Genomic DNA, 19,350 nt, shown 5'->3' with positions numbered 1-19,350 from the left:
ATTATTTTTGCCGTTAACTTATTTTGCCCTATTTTGTAATTAGAATTCATTAGTTGAACTTAACTAGTTGTTCCAATATAGACCATTAATTAATCCAGCAAAATAATTAATGATTATAATTAAATGATTATAAATGAAAAAACATAGCCTTGAAGGGCTATGTTTTCGATCTTAAAGCGTATTTACTTGGGTCGGCACCCCGGACAGACAGCCAGTCAAAACTAGGCCCTGTTATAATTATCGGGATATTTGTAAGTTCTGAAAGGTTTTTCGCCCCGGTAAGCAGCATATATCTTTTTATTTGATAGGTATAACCTTCAAACCATGCTGCCGCTTTTTCTAAACCATGCTGTTTAATTGTTTTCAAAATAGGATTAGCAATCCCAATAGCTTTAGCATTAAGGGCAAAGGCTTTTACTGCCTCTAACGGGGTTCTTATTCCGCCTGATATTATTAAATCAACATTACTTGGCAGCACGGAGGCTGTCTCTACGGCGCTTATAGCCGTAGGGATACCCCAGCTTAGCATATCTTGATCGAGGTCATCTGAGGTCCGAGCTGCTTCAATAGCAATAAAATTTGTCCCGCCTGCGCCCCCTACGTCAATAGCCTTAACCCCTGCTTCAACTAGCATTTTTGCCTGTTCTTTGGCAATTCCGCAGCCTACTTCCTTGGCGATAACAGGCACCTTAGTGCTTTGGGCTATTTTTGTAATGTTTTCAAGATAATCGGTAAAATCTCGATCCCCTTCTGCCATTATAATCTCTTGGGCTGGATTAAGATGAATTTGAAGGGCATCTGCTTCAAGCATTTCTATTGCTTGCTGAGCATGTTCGGGTTTTGCGTAAGCCCCAAGATTAGCTATTACTATACCTGAAGGATTTTTACGGCGAACAACACGATAAGAAGCTGTAACTTCTTTATTCTCTATTGCAGCAAATTGCGAACCGACAGCGATTGCACAGCCAGTAATGTTTGCAAATTCTGCTAACTTTGCGTTGATGTCAGTGATATCATTAGCACCGCCGGTTATAGCATTTATAATTATCGGATTACTTAGCTTCAGGCCTGCTGCTGTGCACGAGAGATCTATTTCATCCCAGGCCAGCTTCGGTAAACAATTATGAATAAGCTTAAAATCCTCAAATCTGTTCGACTGCGGTCCGTCGGCTGTTTTTAAGGCATGTTTTATATGATCTAGTTTTCTTGACTCGCGCACTTCTAGTCCTCACGTTTAAACAGGTGGCCGAATTTATCAGCTAAAGTTAGACCTACCTCTTTATTTTGAGAGATAAATTCTTGGTATTCAGCCCGCTCAGCATCCTGGCTGGCTTGATAGATGCTAAGAGCTAACCGCTTTTTCGCTTTATCAATCTCAATGATTTTAACATTTATCTCTTGACCGCCACTGACAACTTCCTCGGCTTTACTCACTTTTTTCTCTGCAAGTTCAGACATTCTTACAAGGCCTTCTATTCCCTTTGCAATTTCCACGAAAGCCCCAAAATTAGTAATTTTAGTGACTTTCCCTTTAACAATTGAACCTTCGGTAAATTGCTCTATTATATCTAACCACGGATCACGAGTAACTTGTTTTAGACTGAGCGAAATCCGTTTGGCTGCTGCATCTGCTTTTATAACGATAGCAGTAACTTCTTGGCCTACATCAACAACATCATACGGAGTTTTTACTCTTTCCCATGATAAATCAGATATGTGAATAAGCCCGTCAACCCCGCCAAGATCAACAAACGCTCCGAAATCAGCAATGCGAGTAACTTTGCCTGTTATTACATCATTAACCTTAATATTTTCATAGACAGCTTGTTCCTTCAGTCGTCTTTCTTCCTCCAGCACTAGCCTGCGCGAAAGCACTGCGCGTTGTTTTGTTTCATCAACTTCCATAACTTTCAAAGTAAAGGTTTGACCAAGAAACTGGGTTAAATCTTCTGTAAAACGCAGATCAACCTGAGAAGCTGGAATAAAACCGCGTATACCAAAAACCGATGTAACAAGACCGCCTTTTACCGCTTCGGTTATTTTTCCCTCAATGATAAGGTTTTCTTGCTGAGCTGCACTCAGTTTATCCCAGGCTAAAATTTTATCAGCTTTAACTTTAGAAAGACTGAGACCATTTTGACCTTCAGTGTCAATTACATAAACGTCTATATCATCGCCTTCTTTAACTACTTCAAACGCACTTTCCGGAGTGGGGTAGGCAAGCTCTGCCAAAGTTATAACCCCTTCAGATTTATAGCCGATATCAATAAAAACCTCGTCTTTTCGTACACTTACAACTTTGCCGCTTACTATACTGCCCTTTTGAACGTCTTTAATTGAAGCATTTAATTCATTCATTTGCTGCATTTTACAATAGACCTCCTCAATTAGCCAGTCAGGTGTCGATGCACCTGCGGTTATCCCAGCCTTTTTAATATTTTTAAACCATTCTTGCTTAAGTTCTTCGGCGGTCTCAATATGATGAGTTTGACATGCTGGTGCACACAACTCAGCTAAGTGGGTAGTATTTGCACTGTTTTTCCCGCCTATGACAATCATTATATCTACTTGCTTTGCTAGTTCAATAGCAGCTTGCTGCCGTAAATCAGTTGCCGTACAAATAGTTCGCTTAATATTTAAATCTTCTGTTTTAGTTTTAAGAACATCGACAATAGCTTGAAATGCATCTGCCGCAAAAGTTGTTTGAGACACCACACCCAATCTTTCAATTGATGGCAGCAGCATTGCTTCAGTGATATCCTCAACAATTATTGCATTACCTGCCCACTCAAAGATACTCTTTACTTCGGGGTGTTTTTTCTCGCCAACGATGACTACCTGATACCCCATAGCTGCTAATTCTCTTGCTGCAAGCTGAGCTTTTTTTACATGCGGACAGGTGGCATCAACAATATTCAGCTGTCTATTTTCAGCAGCCTCATAAATAGCCGGGCCAACGCCGTGCGATCTTATGATAATTGTGCCATTATCAACATCATTCACACTATCAGCCATCCCGATACCTTTATCAGCCAGCCTTTTAACCATTTGAGGGTTATGTATTATTGGACCAAGCGTATAAGTCGGTCCTTCGTTATTAACACAATTATTTGCCAGCTCAACGGCCCTCTTTACACCGTAACAAAAACCGCGATGCTGTGCTAAAAAAATTTCCATTGTTTCCTCCAGTTAAGCTTTTCTTTTACCACAACTAACCATTAATTCACTATTGTATGGGCAAATTCCTTTTAACTGAAAAAACTCATAAAGCACTTGCCTCATATTAGTAATATGTATTCCATTTCCTGGGAAATTATTAAAAACAGTTTTTATTTAAATAATCTATTCGCAACTGAATATTTCAAAATGACTTTAAGCCAAACTATATCACAGCAGTTTAATCATTTCACAAAGGAGATGGTAAAATGAAAAGACGGCTTGTTAACGGGCTGTTTTCCAGCATACCTGATGCCGAGTTGATGGCACTTGCAATGAGTGCCGAAAGCGAAGAAGAGACTGCCACAGACAGTAGTTTAAATACAAAAACCAGAGATACTAGTGTAACTCACTTAGATAGTAATAATGCTAACAATTTAGAGTAATTTAAAACAATTGAAATAAGCCTAGGATGTGATACACCGCCATCCTGGCTTATTTCAAAAAACTAATAGTCAGGCAGCCTAAAAGAGGATGAGCTTCGCAGCTCATCCTCTTATTTTTAACTCGGTATATTAGGCTTATCTGTGCCGATTGGGCAGATATCATCATCGCTTGTGTTCATTCCAATTGGTTTATCAGTCTTTAATAATTCAAGCCATTTACGAATTGAATCAAGCAGTGTTACTATTACCAGAATAATTAAGATTACGCTTACAGTCCCATTTGTAGTACCTAGTGCATCACCGCGCTTAAAGAAGAGATTAGTATTCATTATACCAGCAGTAATTACAGTAGCAGTTAAAAAGGTCAGAGGTGCCAATGTAATTAGAGCATAGCTCTTTTTCTCAGCTATTTTAAGAATTATAGTTGTTCCTATTGCCAATGCGACTACCGCCAACAGCTGATTCGCAACACCAAACAACGGCCAAATTGTAGCAACATCACCACTGTATAAGAGATAGCCCCATGAGAAGGAAACTATTGCACTTGTGATTAGAATGCCAGGCCACCAGTTAGTTCTTTTGAGCGGAGCATATGCATAGGTGCCGATAATATCTTGAAGTATGTATCTTGCTACACGTGTACCTGCATCAATTGTTGTAAGGATAAATAAGGCTTCAAACATTATTGCAAACTGATACCAATAGTTCATTAGGTGGCTCATACCGCCAATGCTTGAGAATATGTGAGCCATACCAACAGCGAGAGAAACTGCGCCGCCAGGACGTCCGGCTATATCCATTCCAACAAGTGCGGACAATTGCTTTAGTTCAACTATCGGCATATTCAGCTTAGCAAATACGGCTGGCGAAGTGTTAATTGCAAAATAATCGCCAGGCATTAAAACGACTGCTGAAATGAGCGCCATTACAGCTACAAAGCCTTCAACAAGCATACCGCCGTAAGCGATAGATCTGGCCTGAGATTCTTTTTCCAGCATTTTCGGGGTTGTTCCAGAACTAATCAGTGAATGGAAGCCTGAAATAGCACCGCAGGCGATTGTAATAAATACATATGGCCAAACAGGTCCTGGAATAATTGGGCCGCCGCCATCTACAAATTTAGTGGCAAAAGGCATATTTACGACAGGCTGAACAATCAAAATGCCTAAGGCTAATGCTATTACTGTACCAATTTTCATATAAGAACTCAGGTAATCACGTGGTGCGAGCAGCAGCCATACAGGCAATACTGCGGCACAAAAACCATAAATAGGCAGAGCAACCGAAAGCTGGCTCTTAGTTAAATTAAAGATGTCTGCAAGGCCTGCTAAAGGCTGGCCAGGCGCCACCCAGTGGCCGGTAAATACTGCCGCTAATACCAGTAAAAAACCGACAATTGAACCTGAGCGGATGGAACCAGGAGCTATCTTGAACATATATAAACCGATAACAATAGCAATTGGGATTGTCATAAAAATTGTATAAACACCCCATGGATTTTTAAATAGCGCATTCACAACAACGATTGCTAAACCGGCGAGAGCTACAATAATTATAAATAATATTGATAAAGACGTAGTAACCCCAGTTATAGGTCCAACTTCTTTACGGGCTACAACTGCTAACGATTGACCTTTGTGTCGAACAGAAGCAAACAGGATAATAAAGTCATGCACCGCCCCAGCAAATACAGAACCTAAAAGAATCCACATAAAACCAGGTCCCCAGCCGTATTGTGCGGCTAATACAGGACCTACCAACGGACCAGCACCAGCTATTGCCGCAAAATGGTGGCCAAATAATACCCACTTGTTAGTTGGCACAAATTCTCTGCCGTCGTTGCATGTATAAGCCGGCGTTATATTAGAATCATTTAGTGCTAGAACTTTTGCAGCGATAAATGCTGAGTAATAACGGTAAGCTAGCGCAAACACACAAGAGGCAACGATAAGCAACATTACTGAGTTCACAATCATTCCTCCATCCGTTTAGATTATGAGCTGCTATATCCCTTACCACCCCCGCGTTTGAAAATTCAAACTAATACACCTCCAGATTAATCTATCTCCTAAAAATTAGCAATGATTATATTTCCCAAAATAAAAGAGAGAGCTGACAAAAGCTCTCTCTTTTAATGGTTGGCGTCTATGCATCTAACAAATTCTTTATTTCGCTCATTATTGCATCGGAAATCTTATTTATGCCATCTTTATCGGCCTTATTTTTATCTAAAAAGATAGGTTTGCCGAAGCGAATCTCAAATTGCGGAAACAGCTCTTTGCTGTTAGTACCGATTATTGCTGTAGGAACAATGGCGGCACCAGCCTTAATAGCGATCATTGCCAGACCGGGCTCAGCTTGACCTAGCTCCCCACTCTTACTTCTCGTACCCTCAGGAAAAAGCCCAAGACACTTGCCGTTTTCTACAATGCTGATCGCGGTACGAATAGCATTGCGGTCAGCAGTTCCTCTGCGAACAGGAAAAGCATTTAATTGCCTTATAACCCAGCTGAATACCGGCGATGTAAAAAGCTCTTCTTTGGCCATAAAGTGAACAGGTCGCGGCATAAATGCGCCGATTAGTGGAGGGTCCCATAAGCTTATATGGTTAGAAGCTATTATAAGGCCGCCCTGCTTCGGGATATTTTCCTGACCTGATACTTTACAGCGAAATATCGTCTTAAATATTAAAATTAACACTATCTTGAAGAAACTATACATTTTCTCTCCTCTTAGAACACAACTCGAGAATGGTATCAACAGCCCCTTCGATTGATAATTTAGTAGTATCTACAAGTGTAGCATCTTCTGCTTGAATAAGTGGTGCTAAATCCCGTTCACAGTCTTTTTTGTCGCGGCATTCTATCTCAGCTTTAAGCTGCTCTAAATCCACTGTAAAGCCTTTATTAGTCATTTCACGCCAGCGGCGAAGTGCTCTTTCCTCAATTGAGGCCGTTAAGAATACTTTTACGTCGGCATTTGGCAGAACATGTGTCGCTATATCACGCCCATCCATAACCACACCGCCTGCCTCAGCCATTTGGCGCTGAAGAGTCAGCATGTGTTTGCGAACAGCGGCTATCTGAGCTACTTCTGCAACAAGCTGAGTGACTTCTCGCGTACGAATTGCTTCAGTAACGTCACACTCGTCGACGCTTATAAAGGTTTTTCCATTAACATAATTAAGCTTAATATCTATATCTTCTGCAATCTTCGCTATCTCGTCACAGCTTAATTTCGATAACTGAAGAGCCTTCCATGCAACTGCACGATACATAGCACCAGTATCAATATAAGTGTAAGAGAGGCGTTGAGCAACAATTTGGGCTACTGTACTTTTGCCCGCTCCCGCAGGCCCGTCTATTGCAACAACTAATTTTCTCATGATTTCCTCCGTGCCGGAATTACGAATTAAGCCTGTCTAAAGTTTCGTAGAAATTAGGATATGAAATATCTACGCAATCTGGCTGCTGTATTTCAACACCTTGTCCTGCCGCACCAGCGATTGCCAAAGCCATTGCTATTCTATGATCATGGTAGGAATAGCAGGCTGCAGATTTTACATCAGCCGAGCCTTGAATTATCAGTCCATCAGCTGTTTCGGTGATTACACCGCCCATTTTAGTAAACTCAGTTGCAATGGCTTTAATTCTGTCTGTTTCTTTTACCCTTAATTCTTCCGCGCCTGATATTCTTGTTTCCCCTTTAGCGAACATTGCGGCAACAGTTAATACAGGAATTTCATCAACAAGACGCGGAATTATTTCTGCCTCTATTGAAACTCCCGCTAGCTCAGCGGACTTAACTAAAATGTCAGCTACCGGTTCTTTGCCGCTCCATCTTTCATTAATTATTTTAATATTTGCACCCATTTGCTTTAATACGTCTAAAATACCAGTACGAGTTTGATTAATTCCCACATTCGACAGTGTTAACTCACTGCCAGGAATTATAGAGGCAGCAACAAGCCAGAATGCAGCTGAACTTATATCTCCTGGTACATCAATAACCTCTGGAGCAGTTAATTCATTAACATGATTTATTGTTACAGAAGTGCCTGATCTGTTTAGTTTTACACCGAAAGTCTCAAACATCTTCTCGGTATGGTCTCGCGAAACATATGGCTCAGTTACGGTAGTACTTCCTTCGGTAAACATTCCAGCCAGCAAAACAGCCGACTTAACTTGAGCACTGGCCATTGGCATATTGTAGTGTATACCAGTTAGTTTATCTACAGGGGCTATCGACAGCGGCAAGAATCTTGATTGCCGACGCGCCGTAATTTTTGCTCCCATTTTAGTAAGCGGTGTAATTACACGCCCCATAGGTCTCTTTCGCAGTGAAGCATCACCTGTAAAAGCACTATAAAAAGGCTGTGCCGCTAAAATCCCCATAAGCAGGCGGAGGGTAGTTCCTGAGTTTCCAGCGTCCAATATGTCCTCAGGTTCTTGAAGTCCATTTAGGCCTTGCCCCTGTACTAATAAATCTTCGTTGTCATTCTCAATTTTCGCCCCTAATGCCCTCATGCAGCTTACTGTTGAAAGGCAATCCTGAGCGTAAAGAAAATTTTTAATTCTTACTGGTGATTTTGCCAAGCTGGAAAACATTACACTGCGGTGTGATATAGACTTATCACCAGGTATGTTTATCGTTCCTTTTAAGCCTGTTTTCTGATTAATTCTCAAAGCCTCACCCATAGAAACCACCTTTATAATTTAACTTTTAAGTGCTGAACTTATAGATTTTAGTTCCTTCATAAGTAGCGAAAATTTGTATGGCGTCAGTGATTGCGGTCCGTCTGATGCCGCTTCTTCTGGACATGTATGTACCTCAAGGATAAGTCCGTCTGCCCCAGCTGCCATCGCAGCTTTTGCCATCGGACTTACTAACCGCCAAATACCTGTGCCATGACTTGGATCCACAATGACCGGTAAATGGCTTAAATACTGAACTAGCGGCACTGCACTTAAATCCAGCGTATTTCTAGTAATCGGTTCAAAGGTTCTTATACCCCGTTCACATAAGATTACATTCGAATTACCATCTGCCATTATATACTCTGCCGCCATCAGCCACTCTTCGATAGTAGCTGATGCACCGCGCTTAAGCAGAATAGGCATATTCGTTTTAGCTACTTCTTTGAGTAGCACAAAGTTCTGCATATTCCGAGCGCCTATCTGAAGCATGTCAACATGCTCAGCAACTAACTCGACTTTACGCGGATCAGTAACCTCTGAGACAGTAGGAATATCCAACTCTTTACTAACGGCTTGTAGTATCGCTAGTCCTTCTTCTTCAAGCCCCTGAAAACTATATGGTGATGTACGCGGCTTATAAGCTCCGCCGCGCAGCATAACAGCCCCGGCATTTTTAACTGCTGAGGCAGTTTCTTTAAGCTGATCATAACCCTCGATAGCACAAGGTCCAGCTATCACAGGAATATCTGCACCACCAAAAGCAACATCGCGAACGTTCACAATTGATTTGCTTTGTTTGAATTCGCGACTAGCTAATTTATAAGAGCTTGATACTTGAAAAACTGATTCAACACCAGCATACTTTTTATATTCCGCAATGCTACAATTCTTGGTATTACCGTTAGCTGTAATAATTTGTTTTCCGTAATGTTCCACATAATGTGGTTCTAAACCGGACTGACTAATTTTAAACAGAATTTTATCAATCTGTTCGGTAGTTGCAGAATTCAGTATGATAATCATTCTACCGATCCTCCAGAGCTTTGGATTAGAAAATTTTAACCAATAATATTCCTGAAAAATATATAAGGGTATCTTTATTTAATTCCCTAAAGACCCCTAATATCCTCCATAAAATACTAATTATTAACCCTTAAATTTCACTTTTCCAGCTGAAATAATGCCTGTTCCTTCTAACACTAATCCGTCGATTGGAGAAATCAGCGAACTGCTAGGTACATTTACGATAAATTGGGCGTTTTCTTTGTAGGCTGAAGCATCAATTTCCACATAGTCACCATCATAGACAGTTAGTTTAACCTCGCCTTTACGAAAATCATCAATAACTTTTCCATTGACAGTTACAAAAATATTGCCATCCTTCGGCGGAGTAACCATCCTTAATATTAAAACTTTGCTGTTTCTAAGAGACTGAAGCCGGCTAGTTTCAACAGTATCACTAATTTGCAGTGGTTTTGAAGCATATTGAGGCATATGAAAGTAAATTTGTTCTCCCTCATATTTATCCACTCTAGACATATATGGTCTCATATTATCAAAAGACAGTATGCACTGTGAAATTACCAGCAAACAGATAAATATAATAACAAGCTTAAATAGAACATTTTCACCGTATCTAATTGTTCTCCATGCCGATTTTCGCATTAGATGCCTCCACTTCATACTACATTTAAAAAACTTCTGGATAGACTAATAATCATTTCCCCTTGCCGCTTCTCTGCCTGCAACAAATCCCGTCGAAAACGCTGCCTGCAAGTTATATCCTCCTGTATAGCCGTCAATATCAATAACTTCACCAGCAAAAAATAAATTAGCAATAAGCTTTGATTCCATAGTTTTAGGGTTTATCTCTTTTATATTTACTCCACCTGCAGTAACAATAGCCTCACTCACAGGTCTGGTTTTCGTGATCGTTAATGGAAGGCCAGTTATAACGTCAAGTAGTCGAGCTCTTTCAGTTTTAGTAATTTGATGTACTGGTTTATCGGGGTCTAAATATGCCAAGTCAATAACAACATCAATCAGCTTGGCTGGCAGTAACTCATTTAGAGAATTTTTAATCTGCTTACGGGCAAACTTTTCGAAATCACGCTGGAGCCTTTTATCAAGTGTATCTTGCGACAAAGCTGGTTTCAAATTAATCGAAATTGTTACTTCCTTCTTTTGCGGCAGAAGCTCAGCTACTTTTTTGCTGAGCGAAAGGATTATTGGACCTGACAGCCCATAATGCGTGAATAGCATTTCGCCGAAGTCTTCTTCTATTTTTTCACCATCTACAACAATTGTAGCTAAGACATTCTTTAAAGATAAGCCCTGCAGATCGCCAATCCAATCTTCAGCAACCTCTAACGGAACAAGTGATGGTCTTAGCGGCATAATAGTGTGCCCCAATTTCTGAGCCATTATGTAACCGTCTCCTGAGGAGCCTGTCCCGGGGTAGGATGAACCTCCTGTTGTTAGTATAACCGCATCAGCACTATAGGAATCACCGTCTTTTGTTTTAACTCCGGTAACCTGCTGCTCATCTACGGTAATACTTAATACAGGCTTTTCTGTAATTACCTCAACATCAAGTTTTTTCAATGCTTGGCTAAAGGCCTTTACTACGTCACTGGCTTTATCCGATACAGGGAAAACCCGGCCGCCGCGTTCTACCTTTGTTTCAACACCTGAGCGTGTAAAAAAATCAATTACACTGTAATTATCATAATTATGAAATGCACTATATAAAAAAGATCCGTTCCCTGTCATATTTTTAATGAATGTTTGAACATCACAGTTATTGGTAATGTTGCATCTACCTTTACCGGTAATCAATAACTTACGTCCAACTGTTGGCATCTTTTCTAAAATTTTTACACTTGCCCCATGTTCACCAGCACTGACTGCTGCCATAAGTCCAGCAGCTCCACCGCCAATTATTATAACTTTTTTCATTTGCTCACCTTTTTATAAAATTATTTATTTCATATCATTAGCTTAAATTCCGGTACTAAATATTCATCTTTGAATAGATTTACTTTAAATTAGATAGGCTTGTACTGACTAATAGTACAAAAAAACCCTTATCACTATAATAAGGGTAAAAAAATCATTTTTTAATTATCAGCTTTTTTAGTTCATCTAATTCCGCTGCTGTGAGATGACGATACTGCCCACGTTTCAAGCCTTGCAAGGATAATGTAGCAAATTTAATCCTTTTTAGCAACCGCACCGGATAGCCTATAGCCTCACACATCCGTCTAATTTGGCGATTTTTACCTTCATGAATTATAAATTCCAAAGTTGCTGAATTTTTTTCCTGATCAATCTCAGTTAAATGAATTTTAGCCGGTGCCGTCATGCCATCTTCAAGCCTGATACCAACACGCAGTTTATCAAGTTTTTCCTCTGGCGGTACTCCCTTTACTTTTACCACATAGGTCTTATATACTTTTTGGCTTGGATGAATTAGTGCATGAGTTAATTCGCCATCGTTGGTTAGAAGCAACAAGCCTTCTGTATTATAATCAAGTCGGCCTACAGGATAAACCCTCTGAGGAATATCTCGTAAATAGTCAATAACTGTCTGCCTGCCGTCAGGATCCTTCATTGTTGTAACAACACCTTTGGGCTTATTCATGATGATATATACATTTTCTTCGCTTTTCAATAGTTTACCATCTACGGCAACTCTATCTTTACCTGGTTGAACTTTTGTTCCGAGTTCGGTGATAACCTTACCGTTAACAGTCACCCGCCCAGCTTCGATTAAATTTTCAGCTTCTCTTCTAGATGCTACTCCGGCTTGACTGATTATTTTTTGTAAACGCTCTAACATATTATCTCCTTCGTGATGACTGTAATAAATGTAAGGTAATTAATCCTGAATAAGCTGCGAAAACTCAGTCTGTACTTTACAAAGCCTTACACGTTTATTATCACGTGTTTCTTTGTGGCAGCTGCCGCAAATTCCTTCGCCGCAGCACATAGTAACGTTATTTGTTGCAGCCATTGGAATGTTTGCACCATATTCATGCATAGCAGATATTATTGCATAATGCTGATCATCTGGACCAGCGCTGACAATTAAATCAGGTTTTAGATTAAACAATTCGCGTAATAACGGAATACCACTCTGCCGCATGGATGCAACACTATTAACCTGCACGCCCCAATCACTTAATTCTTCGCTGATAAATATTTTTCGGACATGCCCTGGTGCAAGTATCGCCATCACTTCATTTTTATTTTTTACCATTTTATCTACAAGAGGTAATGCTGGCGCCTGCCCCATCCCCCCAGCTACCAATAATATCTTACCTTCCCTTATATTGTCAATCCATGGTTGGCCTAGTACTCCATTATAGTATGGCCCGGTTACCATCATTTGAGTATCGTCCCCTTGAACTAACCTCGCTGATTTGGGACCGACCGTTTCAATAACTACCTGAATATCATTTCCTATGACTTTCATTATACCAACAGGGAAATGGTAGAACTTGGGATCAACTGCTTTCCGGAGGAAAACGAAAGAGCCAGTTCGTTCTAATTGGCGAGCAAGCTCATCTGGAACAGTAAATTCAAGCAGGTAGGTGTTTTCACTTATTTTTTCTTTTATGCGATAATCAGTAACTATTTCGGTTCTTATTGCCATATCCTCCTTGATTTGTTTCCCACCGCTTTTATTTTGCCAGTACTTTTCGTACAATATACAAACACCTGACCAATTACAATCACAAACAGTGCCACCTTTAAGATGACTGCAGAATTCGCAGTGATTGGTCTCAGCAAGCAAACAAGGGCAATAAGGTGAATTGATGTCAATACACCTGGTTGTTAACTGTTTAAGCATAATTCCACCTCCTGTTTAAACCAGACAACTATTGTAAATGTCTGTTAAACCGCTAAGACCTACCCGTTCAATTACTTCTGCTCGATTTGTTGAATATAACGATAATTTCTTCATTCGCTCAAAATAGTAAGAACCTGAGAAAGTATATCTAACTTTCATTCCATCTTCAAGCTGCATCTGTTCGTGAACATATGCTATAAAATCACCTGTTACTAGTGAACGAGGCAGTTCTAAATACTGCATATCAAGGCAATAGCGAACAGCATTATGACCAGCCAATAAACCTGTTACTACAGCTTCAGTATGCCCAACAAGAATACCAGATTTTTCACCACCACAGAATAAATTATCTAATCCATCAACTTTAAGCGAATTATTGCAAGGAGCTATACCAATATATCGCATTGAATTACCAATCCCGCCAGAATATGGGTCTTCATATTTTGCCCTTTCTAGACCTGGTATTGTTCTTAGGTCGTCAAGCGGGAAATATGAGGACATCATTTTTGCATGACCTGTATCTAACAGTACAAGATTTCTCGCATAATCGGCAAGAGCATACTGAGTACATGCTTTTTTGCCTAGAGAGCCGCTTTTTCTAATACTTTCAGGTATCTCTAGTACTACAACGCCTTCACTATCAAGTTTCTCCCTGATTTCTTGGCTAAGTGATTCTTTGTTTAATTTGCAAGAGCCACTCATCGCGCCTACCGAGCCATCATCTTTAAGGCCCATTAATTCTTTTACGTCCGCTTTAGCTGTGACACTGACACGTGGTCCGAATGAAGGGCAGCGTATTACGCACATAGCGCAACCATTCCCATATGTAAGGCAGTTCCCCATAGGACCGGCTGTTCCTGTTGTATCAACAAACGCGTCTGCTTTTATTACTTCACCGCCGTCTAGAACAATACTTTGCAGCTTCTTCCCATATTTAATAACATCAATTATACGTGTTTTAGTACGAATTTCAACTCCATAGTTTTGGAGTATTTTTTTAACTAAAGGCTCCATTGTTGTTACATCGTATAAAGAAGCGTGGCTATGCCCAGGGAAATTAATCGAACGATGGCGGCTGTTCGCATCCATTGCTACGAAAAGATCGCCTCCCCCCATAACAATAGCTTCTTCAGCGGCTGTATAGCGCCCGTTATTGCGAAAAATACCTCCAACAAGTCCGGTACCAAGCAATAAATCAGTACGTTCTACCAGCAATACCTGTGCACCTGCTTTAGCAGCAGATATTGCCGCAGCACATCCAGCCCAACCTCCGCCTGCTACTATAACTTTTATCATGGACGTCCCTCCATTCTCTTCATTGTCACATTACAGTCTATTCCTTGCTGTGAGAAGTGTCACTCAGTGGGAAAAATAAAATAAGACCTGGCTGTACCAAGTCTTAAGCAATCGATATAAACTTCTATTTAGCTCCCAAATAGTTTATTACATAAATAAATCGAACCGAAAAAACCGGTTAAGTCACCTAAGAGCCCCACAAACAGCGAATAACGCGGCTTTCTAATTCCCACCGCACCAAAATATACTGTCAATATATAAAAAGTTGTGTCCGTACTGCCCATAACTGTTGAAGCAATTCTGCCGCATAAAGAATCCGGGCCAAATGTATTTAAAATCTCTGTTGCCAAACCTAATGAACCGGTACCTGAAAGCGGGCGCATTATGGCTAGCGGAACTAAATCAGCAGGCACACCCAAATAAACTAAAACGGGAGATAAAAAAGAAACAAATGATTCCATAGCTCCCGAAGTTCTAAAAACGTTAATTGAAACCATCATCGCAACTAAAAACGGCATAATTCGAATTGCTGTATGAAAACCTTCGGCAGCACCATCGACAAAAGCTTCATAAACTTTCACTTTACGAAAATAACCAATAAGCGGAACAAAAAGCAAAATTAGCGGAATTGCCCATACAGATAGCTCTCTGCTTATTTCAACAAACATACAGCTACCTCCTTGCTTTCAAGGTATAGATTGATCTTAATATTCTATCTGCTAAAATCGCAACAACAGTAGCTGTTAGGCTAACCATAATTGTAGCACCAACTATTTCGGCTGGTGCTGTTGATCCAGCCGCTGAACGTAGCGCAATAACAGTTGCTGGAACAAGCGTAAAACCAGTAGTACATAATGCTAACAGTGTACACATTGCATCTGAAGCAGTATCTTTATTAGAATTAAGTTTTTGCAGTTCATTCATCGCTTTAATTCCAAGCGGAGTTGCCGCATTACCTAATCCTAACATATTTGCACTTATAGTCATGACTATTGCCCCCATAGCTGGGTGATTTCTAGGAACACTAGGAAATAAAAGCTGTGTTATTGGACTTAGAAGATACGCAAATACTTTTATTAGACCTGATAATTCAGCAATCTTCATGATCCCCAACCATAAACACATGACACCTATTAACTTGAAGGACAACGTCACAGCCCCTTCTGCTGCGGATATTGCACTCGATGTAACTATTTCTATCCGACCATTTATGCCAGCGTATATAATTCCTATTACTAGAAGAAGCATCCAAATAACATTAATCATATTACCAACCCCCTCCGTATGAGAGTATGATAAATACCATCTTACTAGAACTAATAGGCTTCCTACACGTCCAACCAGTCCTTATAAAACAAAAAAACTTATGCGCCAATCCTTAATGGCAGCATAAGTTTTTTAAATTTCATTAATTACGATATATTCTTGATGAAAAAAGCAAAGAAGTTCCAGACCGATCCCCAAACCGAGCCAAAAAAGCTTCTCTGTTCTACGTTATCTGCAGCTAATAAATCTACTTTAGCAATTTCGGTATTATTATATTTAACATGAACAACTCCAATTTTTTGCCCTGCCTTAACTGGCGCTTCAATTTTATTAGGGGCCTCAATAACTGTCTCAAATTGATCACTGCCGTCAATAGAAATAGGAATAACCATACTTTCATTTGTTACTAATTTTATCGTGTCAGTCTTACCTTCTAGTACTTTAACTGTTTTAAGAATATCGCCTTTGTTAAATACGGTTACTGGTTTAATATTTTTAAAACCATATTCCAGCAAGGCCACGGAGTCTTCCCACATATGGTCACTGTCAAGAACGACCGCTACGAGCTGAATACCGTTTCTTTTTGCACCTGAAACAAGACATCTCCCGGCAGCTTCGGTATAGCCAGTTTTCACTCCATTGCCGCCTTCAACAAGCCATAACATTTTGTTCTCATTATATAGTTCGCGATCATGATCTTTTCCAGGCCACGGTATGATTTTTTTCTCCGTACTTATAATTTCGGTAAATAACGGATTCTTGTAGCCATAGGCAGCAATTTTTGCCAAATCATGAGCTGTAGTAATATGGTTTGGGTCTGGAAGACCGCTTGAATTTGTGAAATTTGTATTTTTGGCCCCGATCGCATGAGCTTTTTGAGTCATTAGCTTGGCGAAATTATCGAGCGAGCCAGATATATGTTCAGCTACGGCCACGGTAGCATCATTGCCTGATATTAACATAATGCCATATAGCATATCCAACATTTTTAGCTGTTCACCTGGCGATAGCCACAAGGAAGATCCTTCAGTACTTGATGCATTGCTGCTGGCTGTAACTAGGTCTTCAAGATTTCCATGCTCTAGGGCTACTATTAATGTCATCATTTTGGTAGTACTAGCCGGATATCTTTTTTCTTCGGCATCTTTAGCGTATAAAACTTTCCCTGTACGGGCATCCATAACTATAGCAGATTTAGCTGTTAATTCAATTGGACCAGCTTCACTGACAGCGGTCCCCATCAAAGTTAGAGATAAACATAAAAAAACAAAGCACTTTCGTATCATGGTTTAAATGTCCTTTCCATAAAAAAATCATTTGAAATGACATAACTATTATATATATGTTTTTCCCAACCGTCAAAGTGTCCATACATTAATACCGCTTCAAACGGTAATAATAAAAATAATTCTAAGGAGGTGATTGATGTGGAAATGTTAGATATTAAAACATCACTACGTACAACTTTAACTCAAAAGCAAGAATTAGTCCGTGATTACCAAACTTTTGCTGAGCAAATTAATAATGCAGAAGTTTCGAAAATGTATCGTCATTTTGCTGAAGCAGAGGCTCTGCACGCAACTCAAATTAAAGATCAGTTAAACAAACTAAGCTAGTACAGTACAATTTATATGCTGTATAACTCATTTAAATGTACAAATATATGCTTTAGAATTTTTTAACTCAATAAAAAAGAACTAGTCGGCTGTAACAGTCGTACTAGTTCTTTTTTATAGCATTTAATTATACAACCTAAAACTGCTGCGCTCTGGGTGCCAATTGTCATCACCAATATGAATTAATTTAGGTTTAACTCGATTACCATCAATATATAGATCAAATTCTAAATATTTTGCATTTCTGAGCTTAAATTTCAGACCATCAGACGCTCCAGCTGTTTCAAACTTAAATTTAATTTTATCATAATCAAAATCCACTTCTCGTCCCTTAATACGATATTGTTGCTTACCCTTCTCATCTGAATGGAACCAACGTCTTTCATTAACATCGTTGTATACAGTGACTTTGTCATTTTTCTCTAGCCGACTTCCGATCACTTGGTAGAAATCACCGTCTGTTTTAATCGTACCACTAAATTCGTGACTTTTTCCTTTTGCTGATGCCCAGACGTGAAAACCCTCTCTATCACGCCAGATATAGTAACCTTTTGATCCTTGAAAAAATTGATCAGGTTTCCCGTCCAATTTTGGCGACCAAGCTAATACTGTGCTTGAAAACATAACAAGATATAGCATTGCCGCAAAAACGATAAAATACTTCTTCTTCATGTTATTCCTCCTGCCTAAATTTATTTTCTATAACTTAACTGTACTGTATAATTGTGACAAATATATGACAGTTTTTAATACATGCGTTGCTTAATTTATAAACAACAAATCAAAACGGGCTTTCTTGAACTGTTTCAAGAAAGCCCGGCTTTTTTATTTATTACGAATGCATTTTACTTGTTTCTGCCGTTTCGGCTAACTCATCCATTTTGTCTGATGTATCTTTTTTGCACATAATATCTTGGAACTTTGATATAGCTTGCGGCACCATATCAATAAGTCGATCGTAGACAACATTTCCTTCTACTGGCATAAATCTAACTCCAGTAGTTGGAGAACAAACCAAAAATCCGACTGGTCTAACACTTACGCCAGCACCACTGCCCCCACCGAAAGCTGTATGGGAATTATCCGCTCCCTCTTCGACCTCTTCTGGATCATAGTCTCCCCCTCCAGCAGCAAAACCAAAGGTAACCCTAGAAATCGGTATAATAACAGTTCCGTCTGGTGTCTCAACTGCATCACCAACTATTGTATTAACGTCAACCATATCCTTAATGCTTGCCATTGCAGTTTTCATTAACCCCTGAATGGGATGTTCAGCCATCGCGCTTTACCTCCTTAGCTTTTGTATATAAAACACGCTTAGATGCATCTATAACATTACCAAGTTTTATACTGAATATACACAGAAGTTCTATATCGATCTTTTCTTGCCCAAAGGCAGGAATTACTTTAACTACTGGCTTTTCCTTAAAATTCGTTCGACTCTGTAAATAGTTCACAAGTAGTGACTTTACTGACCACAACGCACCTGTCACCACTGCTGTAGATGCAGCATCATCACATCCAAATGTAGTTTTCCAGTAAAATTTTTCACAATATATAGCCTTTATTATTTCGTTCATAAGTCTTGTATATAATCTATGGTAATAGCGTACCTTTCTCATTAGCTTTCTAAATCTTCGAGGGTGTTTAAAATAAATATTAAAAAAGACTTTAACAAATCTTTTTTCTCGCCTAACATGGGTCTTAGTTTTTCCTTCTTCTGCTTTAACTTCAGACTCAATCCATGGAAGATTATTATGTTTTACCAACTCGATGACTGGAATTTTCATGCTATATAGAAGAATATTGCGCGGTAAATAGATGTCTACCTTTATAAAGTCGTCATCACAATTCCGTAAGAACCTTAAGTGTATAAAAATACTCACCCTACTGATTACAAAAGCTATACCAAAACTAGCAATCGTAACTATCAGCCAATCTACCATAGCTATCCACCTTCGACTGACTTATCAACTTATGATGCATACATAGTATTGTTAGCGTAATTTAAAAAAATA

The 19,350-nt window shown here is 39.5% G+C and carries 20 protein-coding genes; 2 read left to right on the top strand and 18 right to left on the bottom strand.

The window, feature by feature from the left end; translation table 11 throughout:
* Positions 1-157 precede the first annotated feature (157 nt).
* Together fni and V6C17_RS08810 are read right to left on the bottom strand one after the other, a co-directional pair.
* Complete coding sequence (gene fni / locus V6C17_RS08815; RefSeq protein WP_333522206.1) at positions 158-1,219, bottom strand: type 2 isopentenyl-diphosphate Delta-isomerase; 1,062 nt, start codon at positions 1,217-1,219, stop codon at positions 158-160.
* A 2-nt stretch (positions 1,220-1,221) separates the two neighbouring features.
* Positions 1,222-3,177 (bottom strand): bifunctional 4-hydroxy-3-methylbut-2-enyl diphosphate reductase/30S ribosomal protein S1, encoded by a 1,956-nt coding sequence (locus V6C17_RS08810; RefSeq protein ID WP_333522205.1) that lies wholly within the window; start codon positions 3,175-3,177, stop codon positions 1,222-1,224.
* Positions 3,178-3,425: 248 nt separating this feature from the next.
* On the opposite strand from V6C17_RS08810, the gene V6C17_RS08805 reads away from it, so the two are divergent.
* The gene (locus tag V6C17_RS08805; RefSeq protein WP_333522204.1) at positions 3,426-3,602 is read left to right on the top strand and encodes a hypothetical protein; all 177 of its coding nucleotides are present in this window, start codon (positions 3,426-3,428) and stop codon (positions 3,600-3,602) included.
* Positions 3,603-3,718: 116 nt separating this feature from the next.
* Here the strand turns inward: V6C17_RS08805 and V6C17_RS08800 are convergent, their stop codons facing one another.
* The 13 genes from V6C17_RS08800 to V6C17_RS08740 form a co-directional block, all read right to left on the bottom strand.
* A complete protein-coding gene (locus tag V6C17_RS08800; protein ID WP_333522203.1) occupies positions 3,719-5,572 on the bottom strand; it encodes a carbon starvation CstA family protein in 1,854 nt (617 codons plus the stop codon).
* A gap of 175 nt (positions 5,573-5,747) precedes the next feature.
* Positions 5,748-6,323 (bottom strand): lysophospholipid acyltransferase family protein, encoded by a 576-nt coding sequence (locus V6C17_RS08795; protein ID WP_333522202.1) that lies wholly within the window; start codon positions 6,321-6,323, stop codon positions 5,748-5,750.
* A complete protein-coding gene (gene cmk, locus V6C17_RS08790; RefSeq protein WP_333522201.1) occupies positions 6,316-6,987 on the bottom strand; it encodes a (d)CMP kinase in 672 nt (223 codons plus the stop codon). Before cmk ends, V6C17_RS08795 begins: the two co-directional genes overlap by 8 nt.
* A 19-nt stretch (positions 6,988-7,006) precedes the next feature.
* Positions 7,007-8,299 (bottom strand): 3-phosphoshikimate 1-carboxyvinyltransferase, encoded by a 1,293-nt coding sequence (gene aroA / locus V6C17_RS08785; RefSeq protein ID WP_333522200.1) that lies wholly within the window; start codon positions 8,297-8,299, stop codon positions 7,007-7,009.
* 18 nt (positions 8,300-8,317) lie between these two features.
* Positions 8,318-9,322: a 3-deoxy-7-phosphoheptulonate synthase gene (aroF, locus tag V6C17_RS08780; RefSeq protein WP_333522199.1), complete on the bottom strand. Its 1,005-nt coding sequence runs from the start codon at positions 9,320-9,322 to the stop codon at positions 8,318-8,320.
* 123 nt (positions 9,323-9,445) lie between these two features.
* On the bottom strand, positions 9,446-9,964 hold the full coding sequence (locus V6C17_RS08775; RefSeq protein ID WP_333522198.1) for a DUF5359 family protein: 519 nt from the start codon (positions 9,962-9,964) through the stop codon (positions 9,446-9,448).
* A gap of 45 nt (positions 9,965-10,009) precedes the next feature.
* On the bottom strand, positions 10,010-11,257 hold the full coding sequence (locus V6C17_RS08770; RefSeq protein WP_333522197.1) for an NAD(P)/FAD-dependent oxidoreductase: 1,248 nt from the start codon (positions 11,255-11,257) through the stop codon (positions 10,010-10,012).
* Positions 11,258-11,411: 154 nt separating this feature from the next.
* Positions 11,412-12,140, bottom strand: coding sequence for a pseudouridine synthase (locus V6C17_RS08765; protein ID WP_333522196.1), 729 nt, complete (start codon positions 12,138-12,140; stop codon positions 11,412-11,414).
* A 39-nt stretch (positions 12,141-12,179) separates the two neighbouring features.
* Complete coding sequence (locus V6C17_RS08760; protein WP_333522195.1) at positions 12,180-13,154, bottom strand: hypothetical protein; 975 nt, start codon at positions 13,152-13,154, stop codon at positions 12,180-12,182.
* 15 nt (positions 13,155-13,169) lie between these two features.
* Positions 13,170-14,450 carry an FAD-dependent oxidoreductase gene (locus V6C17_RS08755; RefSeq protein WP_333522194.1) on the bottom strand — a complete coding sequence of 427 codons (1,281 nt, stop codon included), beginning with the start codon at positions 14,448-14,450 and terminating at the stop codon, positions 13,170-13,172.
* Between the two features lie 128 nt (positions 14,451-14,578).
* Positions 14,579-15,118, bottom strand: coding sequence for a spore maturation protein (locus tag V6C17_RS08750; protein ID WP_333522193.1), 540 nt, complete (start codon positions 15,116-15,118; stop codon positions 14,579-14,581).
* 4 nt (positions 15,119-15,122) lie between these two features.
* Positions 15,123-15,716, bottom strand: a complete 594-nt coding sequence (locus tag V6C17_RS08745) for a nucleoside recognition domain-containing protein (protein WP_333522192.1) — start codon at positions 15,714-15,716, stop codon at positions 15,123-15,125.
* A 146-nt stretch (positions 15,717-15,862) separates the two neighbouring features.
* A complete protein-coding gene (locus V6C17_RS08740) occupies positions 15,863-17,002 on the bottom strand; it encodes a D-alanyl-D-alanine carboxypeptidase family protein (protein WP_333522191.1) in 1,140 nt (379 codons plus the stop codon).
* A 147-nt stretch (positions 17,003-17,149) separates the two neighbouring features.
* Between V6C17_RS08740 and V6C17_RS08735 the strand changes: the two genes are divergently transcribed.
* Positions 17,150-17,332, top strand: coding sequence for a rubrerythrin family protein (locus tag V6C17_RS08735; protein ID WP_333522239.1), 183 nt, complete (start codon positions 17,150-17,152; stop codon positions 17,330-17,332).
* A gap of 123 nt (positions 17,333-17,455) precedes the next feature.
* Here V6C17_RS08735 and V6C17_RS08730 read toward each other — a convergent pair whose 3' ends face one another.
* The 3 genes from V6C17_RS08730 to V6C17_RS08720 all read right to left on the bottom strand — a co-directional run bounded on the left by V6C17_RS08730 (position 17,456) and on the right by V6C17_RS08720 (position 19,278).
* Positions 17,456-18,004, bottom strand: coding sequence for a hypothetical protein (locus tag V6C17_RS08730; RefSeq protein ID WP_333522190.1), 549 nt, complete (start codon positions 18,002-18,004; stop codon positions 17,456-17,458).
* Between the two features lie 160 nt (positions 18,005-18,164).
* A complete protein-coding gene (gene ytfJ / locus V6C17_RS08725) occupies positions 18,165-18,611 on the bottom strand; it encodes a GerW family sporulation protein (RefSeq protein WP_333522189.1) in 447 nt (148 codons plus the stop codon).
* Complete coding sequence (locus V6C17_RS08720; protein ID WP_333522188.1) at positions 18,604-19,278, bottom strand: DUF2953 domain-containing protein; 675 nt, start codon at positions 19,276-19,278, stop codon at positions 18,604-18,606. Before V6C17_RS08720 ends, ytfJ begins: the two co-directional genes overlap by 8 nt.
* Positions 19,279-19,350 lie beyond the last annotated feature (72 nt).

The sequence above is a fragment of the Dendrosporobacter sp. 1207_IL3150 genome, assembly GCF_036763085.1.
GTDB lineage: Bacteria > Bacillota > Negativicutes > DSM-1736 > Dendrosporobacteraceae > JBAIYU01.
The sequence above is the reverse complement of the archived record's forward strand: the minus strand, read 5'-3'. Positions and strand labels throughout refer to the sequence as shown.